Below are 17,236 nucleotides of genomic sequence, written 5' to 3' on the forward strand. Positions count from 1 at the left end.
ATAATAACTAACAACGAAACCGATTGCATAAAGGAGAGCAGGAGTTATGAAGAAATTATTTAATTTTGAGTTTTGGCAAAAATTTGGGAAAGCTTTAATGGTTGTTGTGGCAGTGATGCCAGCTGCGGGTTTGATGATCAGTATCGGGAAATCTATCCCGTTGATTGACCCCGATTTAGCTTTTTTAGTAACAACGGGTGGTGTCATTGAAAATATTGGTTGGGCGATCATCGGGAATTTACATCTGTTGTTTGCTTTAGCAATAGGTGGAAGTTGGGCAAAAGAGCGTGCAGGTGGTGCTTTTGCAGCAGGGATCTCATTTGTTTTGATCAACCGGATCACGGGAGCGATTTTCGGAGTGACGAGTGAGATGCTAGCAAATGAAGATGCCTTTACCCATACATTATTTGGCACGAAGATCATGGTCAAAGGATTTTTTACCAGCGTATTAGAGGCACCTGCGTTGAATATGGGCGTGTTTGTAGGGATTATTGCTGGTTTTGTTGGTGCAATGGCCTATAATAAATATTACAATTATCGTAAATTACCTGATGCGTTATCTTTCTTTAATGGAAAACGATTTGTTCCTTTTGTAGTGATTCTTTGGTCAACGATTGTAGCTTTAGTATTGGCTGTTGTCTGGCCAAATGTCCAAGCAGGTATTAATAATTTTGGTCTTTGGATTGCTCAGTCACAAGAAAGTGCACCGGTTTTAGCGCCATTTCTTTATGGTACCTTAGAAAGATTATTGTTACCTTTTGGTTTGCATCATATGTTGACGATTCCGATCAATTATACGCAATTAGGGGGCACGTATGAAATCTTATCTGGTGCACAAGCAGGAACGCAAGTCTTTGGGCAAGATCCTTTATGGTTAGCTTGGGCTACTGATTTGGTGAATTTAAAAGGTGCGGGGGATTTGTCACAGTATGAATTTGTGTTGAACAACTGGACACCAGCTCGTTTTAAAGTGGGGCAAATGATTGGTTCTTCTGGTATTTTGATGGGGTTAGCTTTAGCCATGTATCGAAATGTTGATCTTGATAAAAAAGCGCGCTATCGTTCCATGTATTTCTCAGCTGCATTAGCTGTTTTTCTAACAGGGGTTACTGAACCATTAGAATTTATGTTTATGTTTGCTGCAGTTCCACTTTATATTGTTTATTCTGTGATCCAAGGGGCAGCATTTGCAATGGCAGATTTATTACCGTTACGTGTTCATTCCTTTGGAAACATCGAATTGTTAACTAGAACTCCTCTAGCGATGAAAGCTGGACTTGGTGGCGATTTGCTTAACTTCGTCATTTGCGTCATTTTGTTTGGAGTCGTTACGTACTTTGTGGCAAACTTCATGATCAAAAAATTCAATTTTGCTACACCAGGGCGTAATGGTAATTATGATAGTGACAGTAACGATAGCAGTGGGAATGGAGAACAAACGACAGTCCAAGCTGGCACGTCAGACCCACAAATCATCAAAATCATTCACTTATTAGGCGGGAAAGATAATATCAAAGATGTAGATGCATGTATGACACGGTTACGTGTGAGTGTAGCTGATCGTGAGAAAGTAGGTTCAGAAGAAGAATGGAAACGTGCAGGCGCTATGGGGCTAATCGTCAAAGATAATGGTGTACAAGCTGTCTATGGTCCAAAAGCCGATGTATTAAAATCAGATATCGAAGATTTGCTTCAATCGGGGGTACCTATTCCTGCTCCAGTAGAAGAAGTGGTCGTTGAAAAAGACACAGTTAATAACCAAACGTTAGGTATACGAAAAGAGTTGCAGACTGTAGCAGCTGGTGAAGTGATAGACTTGGCAACAGTCAACGATCCTGTTTTTTCAAAGAAAATGATGGGGGATGGCTTTGCTGTTATTCCGACGACTGGTGAAGTTGTGGCACCTGTTACTGGGAAAGTAGTTAGTATTTTTCCAACAAAACACGCTATTGGAATGGAAACAGAAGAAGGTGCAGAAGTACTAATCCATATGGGAATCGACACAGTCCAAATGGATCAACCAGCTTTTGAAATCCTGGTAACAGAAGGTCAAACCGTTGAAGCAGGAGCAAAACTGGCACAAATGAATCTAACCGAAATCAAAAATGAAGGAAAAGATATAACGATTATGGTGGTATTTACGGATGGGAAAGTCAATGAAATGATTCTCAAACATTTAGGACCAACGGAATTAGGAACAGTAATTGGCGAAATAAAACTGTGATCATTATAAAAGACACCCAACAATAATGAGTAAGATGACCAGTACCAAATTTAATTCCTTATTTGGTTTCCGATAGTCAGTTTTTCTGTTTCTCAAATAAGTCTGAAAACACGAAAACGCTATACTTCGTTTTTGAGTTCTCAGACTTATTTTTTGAATATCTGCGAGCGGGTAAACAGTCACAGCTAATAATCCATGGCTATCCTATCATAAAAGAAATGAAGTAAGTTTTAATCAATAAGGAGAATTGAAGATGAAGATGATGACTTTGAATACACATAGCTGGTTAGAAGAATCACCAGAAGAAAAGATGCGCCAGATCGTAGATAAAATCTGTCAAGCAGATTATGATGTGATTGCTTTACAAGAAGTCAATCAATTAATCACTTCCGAAAGTATCGTGAATGAAGAATTAAACAAATTTTGTCCAGTTATAGAACAATCGCCCGTCCATGTCGATAATTTTGCTTATTGTTTGGTGCGCTACTTAGCCAAACAAGGGAAAGACTATTATTGGAGTTGGGAAATGAGTCATGTCGGTTATGGGATTTATGAAGAGGGGAATGCGCTGCTTTCTAAGACACCACTAACCAGTGAAGCAATCTATGTTTCTGAAACAAAGCAAAAAGAGGATTACCACACTCGGAAAATTTTGATCAGTCAGACGATGATCGATGACCAAACAATCACTCTAGCAAGCTGTCATTTTTCTTGGTGGATAGATGAAACGAAGGGCTTTGCTTTTGAATGGCATCGCTTGATGGAACACTTAGCTAATCTCTCAAATCCACTGTTTTTAATGGGAGATTTTAACAATCCAGCAGGAGAGGCAGGCTATCGCTTGGTTGAAAAAAGCCCTCTTGCGATTGTCGATTCCTATACTGTTGCCCAAGAAGTTCATGGTCAGGCAACCATTGAACAGAAAATCGATGGATGGGAAACGAATACAGAGCAGTTACGAATCGATTATATCTATGTACCACAGGAATTCTCAGTTCCTTCTTATCGTAGTATTTTTGATGGAAAACAAGAAATCATTGTAAGTGACCATTATGGAGTAGAGATAACGGTCAGCCCCATTCAATAAAATAATCAAAAAGTCCCATAGAAAGGATGTATCCATTTTTCTTTCTATGGGACTTTTTGTTTGCAGCAGCTTCAGCTACGTGCAGAAATTTGATTAGATAATGAAATGACTGTTAGCGCGATGGGAAGCACCAAGGAGGAAGGCAATAAAATTCTCTGTTTCTTTGGTCTCTGCATTGTTTTTTTAACTCGGCTGGACTTTTTTTCCGCTGGGCAGAAATGAATTCTCGGACATTTTTCAAGGAGTCGGACTCTTTAGTTACCGGTGTATTTTTTTGTAAATTGGTATTATGTAGTACTTCCTCATGTAAAATATCAAAATGGTCTATAAATCGATCTTTATCGGAATCGGTTAGAATTGGCAAGTTATCTAAAAGATTCAAAAGTACAACGAGGGAATCTTTGATTTTAGGCTCATGAGGTTGCAGATCTTCACCGCTAGGCTCACGATGTGGCAGTTCATTAATTAACTGCTCTATGATGCTTGTCAGCTCTATTACCTCTTCAGGAGAGTTTGCAGTTTTTTTTAAAATGTCTAAAATGGTATTTCTTTTAGAATAATCTTGGTCATTAATACAAGTTGATTCACTCATTGACCGAACATTTGAAATGGGCGTAGGTGATTGATCACCAATTACAGTTACATATAGCGGCTCAGGACCACTCTTTGGCAGCTCATACAGCCGTTCATCAGTTGATTCATTAATTGATAGCGAATCCTCAGGTAGATCTTTAAGTATCATTTTAAGGTGAGACTCAGTATTAAGGGGAGTATTCGTAGATTGATGAACAAAAGCATGTCCGATTTTTTTTTTCAAAGTCAATTGTCGATTTGTTGTTTGAGGCATATGTATCACTCCTTCTTTTCTGTATTCTAGTATAGTTTATAAAAGAAGAGAGTAAATAAATATTTTTTCTTATGTTTAGAAAAAAAAGTAGCTACTAACGCGATTCGTTTATTAGGACTACTATATTTGACGATTTGTTTGCTATTTTATAAAAAGGTATAAAAAAGAGACAGCTTCCGTGTTGAGAATTTCTCTTTTTGATCCACAGAAGCCAGTCCCTTATTTTTTAGTTATCCTCCCAACCTGGTAACGATTTTTGACAAAGAGTCCGATCAAAACGAACCAACCAATCAGGAAGAATGCCATCACAAAGTAAAAGAAAATTGGTAAATCATAATAGAGAGTGATCTCATTGATTCCATTGTGCTGTTTGACGATAGGAGTACCGATATCTGTTAATTGATAATCTGTCAATTTTTTGCCGTGTTGCAGTAACACTGTACGGTCATAGACAATGACTGGTAAATGGACAGTTTCTTCCCCAGTGTTTTTCCATTTGATCGTTAAACGTCCTCCAGGATGAGATTTAATGAACGTGGTTTCTCCTTCCAAGATTTCTTCATTATAGCGATCATATTTATTTGCTTTAGTTTCATGATAGATTGGTAGATAATCGGGTGTTGTCTTTTGAAAAACGAATAAACTAGTCGACATATCATGGTCATAAAATGTTTTTCTTGCCTCTGCTGGTGTATCAAAGAGATACGTGTGACGGCTGACAAATGTTTCGTCTTGCCATTTATCCAGATGCTGATAGAGGTTTTGGATCGTTTGTGCAGAAGCGACAAAGAGAAATAGGACACTCAACGCACGATACCAATTTTTCTTTTCCCATTGATTTAGCGCAAGCGCTAAAAAGAGTAGAAAGAGCAAGGTAAATGGGACAAAGAAACGAAAAGGAAACTGGATCAAGCTTACGAAAGGTACCTCTTTTTCCACTAGTGTTGTCCAAGGGATCAAACTGGTTGAAAGTAGGAAGAATCCAAGACTTGTGCGTAAAAGTAACTTTGTAAAAATGTCGTAGTGACGGCGGAAAAGAAGATACAGTATTAGTCCGATCAATAAAAAAATTGGGAAAATCTTGGGATACGCTAGCCAATAGCTGCCATCCAGATTGATTGCTTTTTGGCTCATCTCTCGGTTGACAAAAGGTGGCAAAATCTTATTTCCACCATAGACGATAGCTAATCCTGCCCAAATATTTGCTGTTAGTACAAAATAAAAGAGGACAGATTTGATCAGTTGCCCGATTGCTTTGCCTTTTTCTGTCTGAGTAAAGAAATAATAAAGATAAAAAGGGATATACATCAGTACCAACATAACGGTGGACAGTAAGTGGATCTGAGTCATCAGTGCAATTGAAAAGGTAACTTTCAAGACAGGAAATTTTTTATGAACAACAAAGTCCACTAATGGAATCATGCATAAGGGATAAAAACAGGTGCCCCAACTGGTAAAGCCCTGATTGATTGCCCAATATTGAATGGAATAAGTCGTCATAAATAATACCGAGATTGGTATGCTGACCCATTTTTTCACCTGAACATAATTCAATAGTGTCAACATCGACCAACCAGAAATCACAAAGAGAATAAAGTTTGATAAGATTTGATAGTGGAACCAACTGCCTGAAACTAAAACGATCAAGCCTTGAAAATAAGCAAACAACGGACCATAGATCGCATTGACGATACGCCCGCTTTGCTGAAATCCATACATGGAAGGGAAATAATGGAAATCCCAATTAGCGAATTGTTCAGCGGCATCGTAAAAACGGTTATAATGAAATGGTGCATCTGCTCCAATGATAAGGTCATGTGTTAGGATATTTGGCATAACAAATAAGAATGCAAATAGTAAAATTGTCAAATACGGAACATATTTTTTCAATTGTCATACTCCTTTTTTGATAATGTAACTTATTTAATCATAAAGCTTACCTAAAAGAGTGGCAAGAAATTCGAAAAAATATGAAAAAAATTATCATTATTACAGGAAATTTTCAAAATACATCCTTTGTTGCTCGCTTTATTTAGATCAATAGTTAATTAAAAAAACAGCCATAGTATGAGATGCTATGGTTGTTTTTCCCTATTCGTATAAGACTAATAGTCAAATCTACGAATGATTCTTATTTTATCCGTTTATAGTTTTTATCAAAATAACGACCTTCTCGGATATCACTAGGCATTCCTTCATAAGGAGCTTCACTAATGACATCTTCATTATTGAGACCAGCAGCGCCCATATAAGTAATGTTAGCGAACTCTGGTACTAACAATTTTGGATAAGTTTCATATTTTTCACGTGCTGCTTCCATCTCAGCTATATGTTCATTTTGGAAAGTAACTGTGATCTCAGGATGTTCTTCAACCCATTTAGGAAAGAAAATCGTTCCATGTAATTTTTTTTCATTGGGCATGAAATCCAAGGCCACGTCAGTACCAGTTGGTTCAGTCCAAGTAATTTTGAAGACGCCATCTGTTAACTTAACGATATCTGCTTCTTGATCTTTGACCCAACGGCCTTTGACCATTCCGCCGTGAATTCGATAGTCGACAGTATGGTCATTTTTAGCATACCATTCATATTCCCAACCATTATCGTACGTATAAATAAAGTGTGTACCGATAAAATCTTCTAGTTCTTTAAATTCTTTCATGAAACAACAGCTCCTTTTAAATTAAAACATGTAATAAAGTACATGTTTTTGATTACGTGATTATGATAGAATGAATAAAAGGATTTGTCAAGGAGGAGAGAGCATGGCGAGAAAAAATACGCTACGCTATATTTTGTTAGGATTGTTAAGTAAAAAAAAGATGACAGGCTATGAATTAAACCAATCGTTCAAAAATGAAATCGGTGAGTTTTGGCAAGCGAAGCATAGTCAAATTTATCCTGAATTAGCAAGAATGGAAGAACGAGGGATCATCAAACATGAAGTTGAAATTACAGGGATGAAATTAGAGAAGAAAGTCTATCAATTAACGGATGAAGGAAAGGCATTGTTAAACGAATGGATTCGGACGCCAACGAATGAATTACCAGTCAATCGAGATGAGTTTGTGTTGAAATTATATTTTGTGAAAGATGTGAATGATCCGATGTTGAGAGAGATCATTGAGCAGCAACGGGATCTCCATGAAGAAAAGCGAGCACATCTATTGGCACGTCAAGAGAGGATATTTCCAACAAGAAAAGAACAAGAAGAAAATTATGGACACTATTTGATTTTATCCCATGCGATCAATCGAGAAACAGAATATGCGAATTGGTTGACGGGCGTATTAGAAGAGCAAAAAAGACAGAAATAATAAATGGAATAGAGAATATAAGATAAACTTAATTGAATAACTTCATTTAATGATAGTAGTGAATTGAAAAAGATAGAAAAGAAGCAAAAAATGTAGTCGATTATCGTCAATTTCTTAAACTGTTTTGGTAAAACACATGAGAAATTGGGAGAATTGACTACATTTTATTTTTCATTGCTTAAAGATTTTTCAATAATTGTTCGAAATCAATTTTTTCGCTTACGGGGACAATTTTATACGTGAGTTCATCTGTTGCTTCATCGTGGATGATATAAAGTTTTGAGTCTTCAGTTGTCTCTTTGAAATCACCGATCAATAAAACAGTATATCTTTCATCAATCAATTCGATTTCTTTGATTGCTTTGGAAAAAACTTTGCGGACATGCTTCATTTTTTTTAGACGTTCTTCGGCTTTTTCAGCTGATTTGTTCAACGTATAGCCTTCATCTAAATATTTTTTGATAATCTCAACCTTGATAACAGTAGGTAATTGATATTTTCGAGGACAATTCACACCAGTAGAAACGGAACGAATGAATTCTTTTTGTTCCCAATATCGTAACTGACGTGGAGACACACCGACAATTTCACTTAGTTCACTGATTCCTACCAGTAAATGATCATTTTCTAATAAACGTTTCAGGGATGCTCCTACCATTTTTGTCCCTCCTTTTGTTGTCTAACTTTCCTTAATTATACTTGGGATAACTTATGTGTCAAGTAGGTTGACAAATGAACGAAATAGGACTAAAGTATTCAAGTGGTTTCAGAAAGAATTCAGAAAGAAGGAGAAATATGAATAAAAATCAACCCGTAGATATTTACGGCAAACCATATAATCGGACACTATTAGTTGTCGTTTTATTGATTGGTACCTTTTGTACGGTATTAAATCAAACCTTATTAACTACAGCTTTTCCTACGCTGATGAAAGATTTTGATATCTCTGCATCAAGTGTTCAATGGCTAACAACAGGGTTCTTATTGGTTAACGGAATCATGATTCCGATTACTGCTTGGCTGATCAATAAATTTAGTTCAAGAAGTTTATATTTATCAGCAATGTCAGTCTTTTTAATCGGAACAATTACCTGTTTTGTTGCCCCTAACTTTAGTACTTTATTGATTGGACGTTTGATCCAAGCCTGTGGTGTGGGTGTTTCAATGCCTTTATTACAAAATATTATGTTATCGATTTTCCCACCAGAAAAAAGAGGATCTGCCATGGGGATGTCAGGAATCGTTATTGGATTGGCTCCAGCTTTAGGACCAACATTATCAGGTTATATTATTGATAACTATCATTGGCGTGATCTATTTGGTATGGTCTTACCAATTGTCGTCTTAGTTTTGGTCTTAGCCTTTTTCTTGATGCGAAGCGTTATTCCGTTATCAAATCCAAGTATCGATATTCTATCTGCGATCCTTTCAACAATTGGATTTGGTAGTTTGCTTTATGGCTTTTCAAGTGTCGGTGATGCTGGATGGGGCAGTGCGAAAGTGATCGGCTTCTTGATCGTAGGGGTAATATTTATTGCCTTATTTGCATGGCGCCAACTTCGTTTGGAAAATCCATTCTTGGAACTGCGTGTATTTAAATCATCAACCTTTACAATTGCAGCAGTTTTAGCTGGTGTAACGAATATGGCGATGGTCGGTGCTGAAATGGTTGTTCCTCTATATATCCAAAATATCCGTGGTGAATCAGCTTTTCATTCTGGCTTGATGTTACTACCCGGTGCCTTGATTATGGGGGCGATGATGCCGATCACAGGTGCGATATTTGATAAACACGGTGCAAAACGTTTAGCGATTGTCGGGATGTTCGTGCTAACCGCTGCAACAGCACCATTTGCTTTCTTAACAAAAACAACGCCTATTTTATATATTGTTGTTCTCTATGCGATTCGGATGTTTGGGATCTCTATGGTTATGATGCCAGTAACAACATCTGGTATGAATGCTTTACCAAACAAACTGATCAGTCATGGGACTGCAGTAAACAATACCTTCCGACAAATTGCTAGTTCGATTGGGACAGCTATTTTGATCAGTGTATTGACCAATGTAACAAAAGATAATCTACCTGCAAAATCAGTCTTAGAAAGCACGCCTTTAACTTATAAAGACCAAGCGATCAATGCGACATTATCTGGTTACCACGCAGCATTCTTTGTGGCGATCGTCTTTGGTGTGATTGGTTTTGTGATTGCCTTCTTATTGAAGAGAAAAGAACCTGTTCTAGCGAAAGCGGGGGATAAAGCATGATTATTTTCGTATTGATCATTAGTTTAGTGGCTTTTGCCCTAATGAATATCTTTGCAAAAAAAGCTTGGCAAACAATTGTATCATTACTTTTTGGGTTAGTCTTTGTGGCATCCTTAGGGTTGATCGTGGCTAATTTATCCAACCATTTTGGCATGGAAAAAGTAACTGAAACGAAAACCACTAACATCGTATCAAGTGCTGATTCAGATAGTGCAAATATGCTTTTATATCAAGCATTAGGTGACGGGACTGAAAAAGTCTACCTTTACCGTACGAGTGAAGACCAAAAGAAACCAAAAGCTACCGGTACTGATAATGAAACCAATAAAGTAGAACGTACGACTGGTCAAGCGCAAAAAGTAGCAAAAACAACTTATTGGGTCTATAAAAATGATATGTATAAATTCTGGTTCAATCTAGCGGATAATAACCACGAATATGCCAGTCGTGTGAATACCTTTAAAATTCCAGCTGATTGGATCGAATTAAGTACGGATCAAGCAAAAACATTAGCGCAACGAGTAAAAGAACAACAAAGTACGATGGAAAGCGACGCAAAGGCTTTTGTACAAGAAGGTCTGATGAAAGCTATGACTGAAAATCCAGCCATGACGCCAGAAGAACAAGCAACATTGTCAAAAGAATTAGCAACGCAATTCCAACAACAAGCATTAACGAAATTAGTTGAAGAAGTCAAAGCAAATAAATAGTCAGCTAATCAAGTAAGTGCAAGAATCAGTTAATTTCAAAAAGGGCTCCTCCATACAGTTGAACGATCAGCTGTGGAGAGTCCTTTTTTTTGTTATACTGAACAAAAAAGGGGTGGGGAAATGCAAAAAAAATATTCTTTCCAGTCAAAAATTTATGCTTCTGAAATAGGTAAGGGTGGCGCATATATCATTTTTCCTTATGATCTCAGAGAAGAGTTTGGTGTAGGCCGAGTCAAAGTTCAAGCGACATTTGATGGAGTAGCATATGAGGGAAGTATTGTGAATATGGGGGTGAAAAACGAAGATGGAACAATTTGCTACATCTTAGGGATACGTAAAGATATTCGTAAAAAAATTGAGAAAGACATCGGTGATATCGTTTCTGTAGAAGTGATTCCAAAAAATTAAAGCAGAAGATAGTTGTCTTCTGCTCATTTTTTATAACTAACATGATGGATTTGCCACAATCCGATCTATTTTTCTAACTCAATTTCTCCGATTCCTTTCAATTCGAGATAAATCGAGGCTTGTTGATCATATCCAGAATAGTCAAAAGTCATATCCCAATAGTTATTTGACCCTTCAGTAACAGAAGTAAATTTAGAATATGGGTAATAGGTTGTCGTCTTTTCAGTTACTATTTTTAATTGAATATTGTTGTCGGCATTACTTTTTGGTTTTGGCAACTTTTTCAAAAAGTCTTGTTCATCTTTAAAACGAATGACAAAATTAGTAGGATATGCCATTGCTCGCTCAATCGGTAAAAGGTGATTATTTTTTGGAGTAAAATTTATTTCGTCAAAATAGTTGATCTTACTTGTATCAATAGGTAGTTCCCATTCGCCTTTAAAAATAGAATATGTTTTTGGGTCACTTGTTCTGTAGGCTGTGATGCCATTGATTTGTATGGTTGTCTCTTCAAGAGAGGGAACCGAGCCCGTTTTTGTAGGATGTAGATTGTAAATAAATTCCAATGTGTTTGTTTCTCGATCAATGGTCTGTTCCTCATTGATCGAACGGAATAGCGACAAGTCTTCTTTTTCTTCTGCTAGACCTGAACGAAAATCAATCAAATACTGATCTTGCCCATTTTTGATCCCAAAATTTAATCCATATTTCTCCCATTTTTTGTTTAAAAGCTCCGAGTTTTTTGGAAGATGAACAGTAAAATGTAACCCTAGTTCATTTTTATCTACATAGAGTTCTGTTAACTGTATATCTGCTTTTTTATCATAGGCTGTAAGTTGTTGGTTGGAAATAAACCCTTCTTGATTCAATGTTTCAGAAGTAAATTTCCCAAATCGTAAAAAATTAGCAGTTGCAGTGCCTAAGGGTGAGTAAGCATACAAACAGATACTTATGAGAAATACGGCAACAGCTATCAAATAAACCCGTTTTTTTATGTAGTTTTTAAGTGGAACCTGTTTCTCCTTTCGTATAGAGTCATAGGTGGCTTCTAATTTGGTTCGTACTTCTGAGGGTAAGCGTTCCTCTTTTTTGAGTTCTTCCATAAATTTCTTTTCAGAAATAGTCATTTTTTCTCCTCCTAGCTCTCCTCTATTTTTAGTAGTTTTTTCCCTCGAGCAAGGTGTGTCTTCACTGTATTGACTGGTTCAGATAATACCGTGCTGATTTCTTTGATGGAAAACCCATTATAGTAATAGAGCACCAACGGAATTCGATATTTCAAATCTAATTTTTGTAGCATGTGTTTTAATTCCATTGAACGTATCGTTGTATTTTTTTCTTCCTCGTATTCTACATAAAAAGTTTCTTTCTTTGATTTTTTGAGAATTTTTTTGCAATTATTAATGAGAATTTTGCATAACCAGGTGTTAAAATATTCTGGTTTTTGCACGCTTTGGATATTTTTGTAGGCCGTCAATGCTGTTTCTTGTAAACAATCTGCAATATCTTCTGAATTGTTCAAAAACTTACGCGCTGTATTATAGAGAACAGCTTCATAACTTTTAAACAATTGGACAAATGCCTCTTTATCTCCCTCCTTTGCTTTTTTTACTAAAAATAAATCACTGGGCACACGATTTTCCTCCCACTTCATAAAGATTTTTTCTCTTACATCTATTAGAGTCAAATAAATAGAAAAAAGTTTCAAATACATAAAAATAATTTTGGCTATTTAAGCGTTTTCTAAAAGATGCATATTCTATCATTTAACTGTAAAAAACATAGGTACAGAAATAGGGAATACCTACAGCTCTAAAGTTTCAATTGGAGAAGCAATATGTGCTGGGGGGTCTACACGCAAGAGTGGTACATCTACTATTCTTACAATCCAGTCAACAGTGCATGCTATGTTGTTTCTAACACATAATATTACTGACTAAAAAATAAAGAAGAAACTGAGCTAAAACTTGTCTCAGTTTCTTCTAGTATCTCTAAAAAAGAATAAATAGTGTTCAAAGTCTGACCTTCGGCAATAAGCCGAAATTGTCCAAAAATTTGAGAAGAACCAAGTAGACGACAATCAACAGGGAAAACAAGTATTTGTGTTTCTTGTCAATTGCCGGAAATTCCTTCTTATTCTTGCTGCTAAGGACTTCTCAATCTCTTTCAAATAATATCAATCGTTTATTCTGCACGCAGAGCAATCGCTGCATCTTTTTTAGCAGCCATTCTTGCTGGGATGTGCCCACCTAACATCGTTAAGATCGTAGAGACGATCACGAGGATCAGTGCATGGAGTGGGTTCAATTGAGCCACATTTTTTAGATCAGTCATTTGATAGAGTAAATGATTGATTGGGAACGTTGCTAACCAAGCAATCAAAACACCTAATAAGCCCGAAGAGATTCCTAAGATACAAGTTTCTGCGTCAAAAACACGAGTGATATCTTTTTTACGAGCCCCTAATGCTTTTAACACCCCGATTTCTTTGGTACGTTCGATGACTGAAGTATACGTGATAATACTGATCATGATCATACTTGTCACTAGTGAGATACCAGCAAAAGCAACCAATACATAAGTGATGGCATCCATCAAACCACCAGTCAATTCAGTCATTGTTCCTGCTAAGTCAGAGTAAATGATTTTATCTTCTTCTGCTTTTCCTTTGTTGTAAGCATCTAAGTAATCAAGGATTTTTTCTTTGTCACCAAAGTTATTTGGATAGATCATGATGCTAGTTGGAATGCTGTCACCGCCTAAATAGCTGATCAGTGATTGTTTAGCTGTTTCATCCACTTTTTCGTTGGACATCACATTCGTATCACTATTTTTTTGCGCTTTTACAATCTCAGAATCTTTATTTTCGTTAACAATTTGTGTCGTTAATTGATCACTATATGCGATTCCAGGTGAAAGAAGATTCATCGTTGAAGAAGATTTCACTCGTAAAATCCCTGCAATTTTTACTTCGTTCGTTGAATTAGCATACATCGTATCATAATCAGTATTTGGAATAAAGTTGCCAGTAGGTAATTTCGTGTAGTAATCATTGTTGTTGATTACTTTGAAAGTTGTCCCAACAATGCGATCAAAGTCTAGTTTTTGACCGTCTTTTACGTCAAATCCTAGGTTTTTCAAAGCATTGATATTTGTATTGTTGTTACCATCTACGATCAAGACCACGTCATTCGCAGAAGCAGGATAACTGCCTGAAAGCAGTGAATAGTTCGCTTTTAAAAAGTTTTCTTTTTGATTGTCTAACTGTGTTGGAAAACTGGAAACACCGACACCCGTCATAGCAGACATCGTGCTTGATAATGATAATGATTCGTTTTCAGGGTTTTGGTTAGAGAAACTTACTGGTTGCACTTTACCATCAACTTGGCGAAGCATATTGATACCAGTAGCACGAGTAAAGCCAATATTATTACTTAAATTAGGATCGATATCTTTGACATAATCTACATAAGATTGGTCGATTTTATTGGTGTGCTGTGCTTTATCTTCATCACTGATTTTAGCAGTTACCTGTTTTGTATTTGGATAATCCGCTTTACTAGTACCCAATGAAGCAGAATCTGTTGAACGATTGGTTGTCACTTTGGAGATAGTGATCGGGAATTTTGCCATCGTTTCAGACTGTGTTTTATCAATTTGTTTTTGGAAACCTGAAGATAATGCCAAGACGATCGCAATCCCGATGATCCCAATACTTGAAGCAAAGGACGTCAAAAATGTTCGCCCCTTTTTCGTGCGGATATTATTAAATGAAAGTTTCAGGGCTGTCCAGAAACTCATTTTTGTCCGACGTAAATTGAATTGATCATCTTTTGGTCGTTCGATATGAGGATGTGAATCTGCCAAGATTTTACCATCTGAAAATTCAATGATTCGATCTGCATATTGATGAGCAAGATCAGGGTTATGGGTAACCATGATTACTAGCTTCTCATTAGATAGTTCTTGGATCAATTCCATGATTTGGATACTTGTTTCGGTATCTAGAGCTCCAGTTGGTTCATCGCATAAGAGGATATCTGGATCGTTGGCTAAAGCACGGGCAATTGCGACCCGTTGCATTTGTCCGCCAGATAATTGGTTTGGTTTTTTGTGCATATGATCCGTTAAACCGACACGGCGTAAGGCTTCCTCAGCCTTTTGGCGTTTTTCTTCTTTGGCCACACCGCTAAGTGTCATCCCTAATTCAACATTTTCGATGATTCCTAAATGTCCAATCAAGTTATAACTTTGAAAAATAAAACCAATCGAATTGTTTCGGTAAGCATCCCAATCGCTATCTTTAAAGTCTTTTGTGGACTTTCCGTTGATCACCATATCTCCGGAATCATAGTTGTCTAAGCCACCGATGACATTCAACATCGTTGTTTTTCCTGAACCACTTGGACCAAGAATGGCAACAAATTCTTTTTTTCTAAAGGCAACAGATACGCCATCTAATGCTTTAGTCGTTGTTTCGCCAACTTTATAATATTTCTTTATATCTTTAAGTTGTAGCATATTCGTCCTTCTTTCTTATTAGAATATTCGGTATACTTAAAAGTATATCAGAACAATAAACGCAGTATAATCAATGAATGTTAACTCAATATGAACAATCAGAAAGAAACAAGAAATTTTTCAAAAAATCGAGGGAATAAAATGAACCGTATATTAGTAGTAGAAGATGATGAAAATTTACAATTGCTTTATCGTTCAGTATTAGAACATGCTGGTTTTTCGGTAGTCACAGCTAATAGTGGAACAGAAGCATTAGCACGATTGGAAAATTTTCATGTAGAATTGATTATTACCGATATCATGATGCCTGAGATGGATGGTTATGAATTGTTGGAAAGTTTACGAGATGGAAAAATAGAGCTTCCTGTGCTGATGATCACGGCTAAAGCCGATTTTGAAGATAAAAAACGTGGTTTCCAGTTAGGAACGGATGATTACATGACGAAACCCGTAGATGTCAATGAAATGGTTTTACGTGTAGAAGCGTTATTAAGGCGAGCAAAAATCAATCATAGTAATCAATTGAATATTGGAAATACTACCTTAGATCAGGAAACGTATGAAGTGAGACAAAATGAAAAGGTCAGTGTGCTGCCTCAGAAAGAATTTCTTTTGCTTTACAAACTGTTAGCTTACCCGAATAAGATTTTTACGAGACAACAATTGATGGACGATATTTGGGGGTTGGATACAAATACAGAAGAACGAACGATCGATGTACATATCAAACGATTAAGGACACGTTTTGAAGCAAGTGAAGATTTTCAGCTCATCACCGTTAGAGGACTCGGGTATAAAGCGGAGGTCAAAAGATGAAAAAGAAATTATACTCTCAACTGTGGATCTACTTTGCTAGCATTGTGTTTGTTTCAATATTAGTGACTCTACTGTGCTTCTTAGGCTTTATTTTTTTGCTTTCTCATCAAAACGTTACGCCATCTGAACGACCAACACTCTATCCGTTATTCGTTTTTGCTTTTTTTAGCATGATCGTCGGCACGGTAATCTCTGGATTTGTCGGTCATAGGATCTTGAAGCCAATCAGTGAACTACGTAAAAATATGAGTAAAGTAGCTACAGGTGATTTTTCTATTCGAATGGAGGAACCTCCCAAAGTCGCAGAAGTCCAACAGTTATATAAAGATTTCAACGTGATGGTCCAAGAACTCAATAGCATCGAAACGCTAAGAAATGATTTTGTTTCGAGTGTTTCACATGAGTTTAAAACACCACTAGCGACGATCCAAGGCTATGTCCAATTGTTACAAGCACCAGATATTCCAGAAGAAGAGAAGCAAGTGTTTTTGCAACGATTGATTGAAAATATTACTCAGCTCTCACAGTTGACTGAAAATATCTTGAAACTAAATAAGTTAGAAAACCAAAGTGTCAAAATCGAAAAGCATAAATTTCGTTTAGATGAACAAATACGAGAAGTCATCGTGTTTTTGCAACCTAAATGGGAAGGGTTGAAGTTGCATATCGATTTGGATACGGTCTTTTATGAGGGAAACGAAGAATTTTTATACCAGGTGTGGTTGAATATCATGGATAATGCGATCAAGTATAATCAACCCGATGGCAAGATCGAAATTCGTTTGACTCAAAATGCTACAGATATTTTATTGGAAGTAACGGATTCAGGTGTAGGGATGAACGAAGAAACTCAAAATCGCATTTTTGAAAAATTTTATCAAGGAGACACAAGCCGTCAGATGGCTGGCAATGGCTTGGGATTGTCTTTGGTAAAAAAAATCCTTGAATTGCATGAGGGTACGATACGCTATAACAGCATTCCTGAAGTAGGAACCACAGCTGTGATCAGCTTGAAAAAATAAAAAGCTAAACTTTAAT

General features: G+C 36.7%; 15 protein-coding genes. 8 read left to right on the forward strand and 7 right to left on the reverse strand.

Going from position 1 to position 17,236, the window contains the following annotated elements:
• Window positions 1-46: 46 nt before the first annotated feature.
• Both IGJ23_RS01345 and IGJ23_RS01350 read left to right on the forward strand, forming a co-directional pair.
• Entirely contained in the window at window positions 47-2,224 is a 2,178-nt protein-coding gene (locus IGJ23_RS01345; RefSeq protein WP_438774541.1) for a PTS transporter subunit IIBC, read from the forward strand.
• A gap of 253 nt (window positions 2,225-2,477) precedes the next feature.
• Window positions 2,478-3,311: an endonuclease/exonuclease/phosphatase family protein gene (locus IGJ23_RS01350; RefSeq protein ID WP_063626486.1), complete on the forward strand. Its 834-nt coding sequence runs from the start codon at window positions 2,478-2,480 to the stop codon at window positions 3,309-3,311.
• A gap of 112 nt (window positions 3,312-3,423) precedes the next feature.
• Here IGJ23_RS01350 and IGJ23_RS01355 read toward each other — a convergent pair whose 3' ends face one another.
• From IGJ23_RS01355 to IGJ23_RS01365, 3 genes are all read right to left on the reverse strand, one after another.
• Window positions 3,424-4,158, reverse strand: a complete 735-nt coding sequence (locus tag IGJ23_RS01355; RefSeq protein WP_438774542.1) for a hypothetical protein — start codon at window positions 4,156-4,158, stop codon at window positions 3,424-3,426.
• 219 nt (window positions 4,159-4,377) lie between these two features.
• The gene (locus IGJ23_RS01360) at window positions 4,378-5,994 is read right to left on the reverse strand and encodes a hypothetical protein (protein WP_371126270.1); all 1,617 of its coding nucleotides are present in this window, start codon (window positions 5,992-5,994) and stop codon (window positions 4,378-4,380) included.
• 295 nt (window positions 5,995-6,289) lie between these two features.
• On the reverse strand, window positions 6,290-6,820 hold the full coding sequence (locus IGJ23_RS01365; RefSeq protein WP_010720253.1) for a phenolic acid decarboxylase: 531 nt from the start codon (window positions 6,818-6,820) through the stop codon (window positions 6,290-6,292).
• A 103-nt stretch (window positions 6,821-6,923) separates the two neighbouring features.
• On the opposite strand from IGJ23_RS01365, the gene IGJ23_RS01370 reads away from it, so the two are divergent.
• On the forward strand, window positions 6,924-7,475 hold the full coding sequence (locus tag IGJ23_RS01370; RefSeq protein WP_088775258.1) for a PadR family transcriptional regulator: 552 nt from the start codon (window positions 6,924-6,926) through the stop codon (window positions 7,473-7,475).
• Between the two features lie 178 nt (window positions 7,476-7,653).
• Here the strand turns inward: IGJ23_RS01370 and IGJ23_RS01375 are convergent, their stop codons facing one another.
• Window positions 7,654-8,133, reverse strand: coding sequence for a MerR family transcriptional regulator (locus IGJ23_RS01375; RefSeq protein WP_010720251.1), 480 nt, complete (start codon window positions 8,131-8,133; stop codon window positions 7,654-7,656).
• Between the two features lie 137 nt (window positions 8,134-8,270).
• On the opposite strand from IGJ23_RS01375, the gene IGJ23_RS01380 reads away from it, so the two are divergent.
• From IGJ23_RS01380 to IGJ23_RS01390, 3 genes are all read left to right on the forward strand, one after another.
• Window positions 8,271-9,743 (forward strand): MDR family MFS transporter, encoded by a 1,473-nt coding sequence (locus IGJ23_RS01380; RefSeq protein ID WP_034699264.1) that lies wholly within the window; start codon window positions 8,271-8,273, stop codon window positions 9,741-9,743.
• A complete protein-coding gene (locus IGJ23_RS01385) occupies window positions 9,740-10,453 on the forward strand; it encodes a DUF4811 domain-containing protein (RefSeq protein ID WP_010736929.1) in 714 nt (237 codons plus the stop codon). The genes IGJ23_RS01380 and IGJ23_RS01385 overlap by 4 nt, the downstream gene beginning before the upstream one ends.
• 120 nt (window positions 10,454-10,573) lie before the next feature.
• A complete protein-coding gene (locus IGJ23_RS01390) occupies window positions 10,574-10,861 on the forward strand; it encodes a DUF1905 domain-containing protein (RefSeq protein ID WP_034699260.1) in 288 nt (95 codons plus the stop codon).
• A 65-nt stretch (window positions 10,862-10,926) separates the two neighbouring features.
• On the opposite strand, the gene IGJ23_RS01395 is transcribed toward IGJ23_RS01390, so the two are convergent.
• From IGJ23_RS01395 to IGJ23_RS01405, 3 genes are all read right to left on the reverse strand, one after another.
• Window positions 10,927-11,988, reverse strand: a complete 1,062-nt coding sequence (locus tag IGJ23_RS01395) for a DUF4179 domain-containing protein (RefSeq protein WP_207431855.1) — start codon at window positions 11,986-11,988, stop codon at window positions 10,927-10,929.
• A gap of 11 nt (window positions 11,989-11,999) precedes the next feature.
• Window positions 12,000-12,515, reverse strand: coding sequence for an RNA polymerase sigma factor (locus tag IGJ23_RS01400; RefSeq protein ID WP_438774543.1), 516 nt, complete (start codon window positions 12,513-12,515; stop codon window positions 12,000-12,002).
• Window positions 12,516-13,045: 530 nt separating this feature from the next.
• The gene (locus IGJ23_RS01405) at window positions 13,046-15,382 is read right to left on the reverse strand and encodes an ABC transporter ATP-binding protein/permease (protein WP_181914780.1); all 2,337 of its coding nucleotides are present in this window, start codon (window positions 15,380-15,382) and stop codon (window positions 13,046-13,048) included.
• Window positions 15,383-15,523: 141 nt separating this feature from the next.
• On the opposite strand from IGJ23_RS01405, the gene IGJ23_RS01410 reads away from it, so the two are divergent.
• Together IGJ23_RS01410 and IGJ23_RS01415 are read left to right on the forward strand one after the other, a co-directional pair.
• Window positions 15,524-16,198: a response regulator transcription factor gene (locus IGJ23_RS01410; RefSeq protein WP_438774544.1), complete on the forward strand. Its 675-nt coding sequence runs from the start codon at window positions 15,524-15,526 to the stop codon at window positions 16,196-16,198.
• Entirely contained in the window at window positions 16,195-17,220 is a 1,026-nt protein-coding gene (locus tag IGJ23_RS01415) for a HAMP domain-containing sensor histidine kinase (protein ID WP_010736934.1), read from the forward strand. Before IGJ23_RS01410 ends, IGJ23_RS01415 begins: the two co-directional genes overlap by 4 nt.
• Window positions 17,221-17,236: the final 16 nt, after the last annotated feature.

Origin of the sequence: Enterococcus sp. DIV1682a, from assembly GCF_051711005.1 — a bacterium.
Lineage (GTDB): Bacteria > Bacillota > Bacilli > Lactobacillales > Enterococcaceae > Enterococcus_B > Enterococcus_B hirae.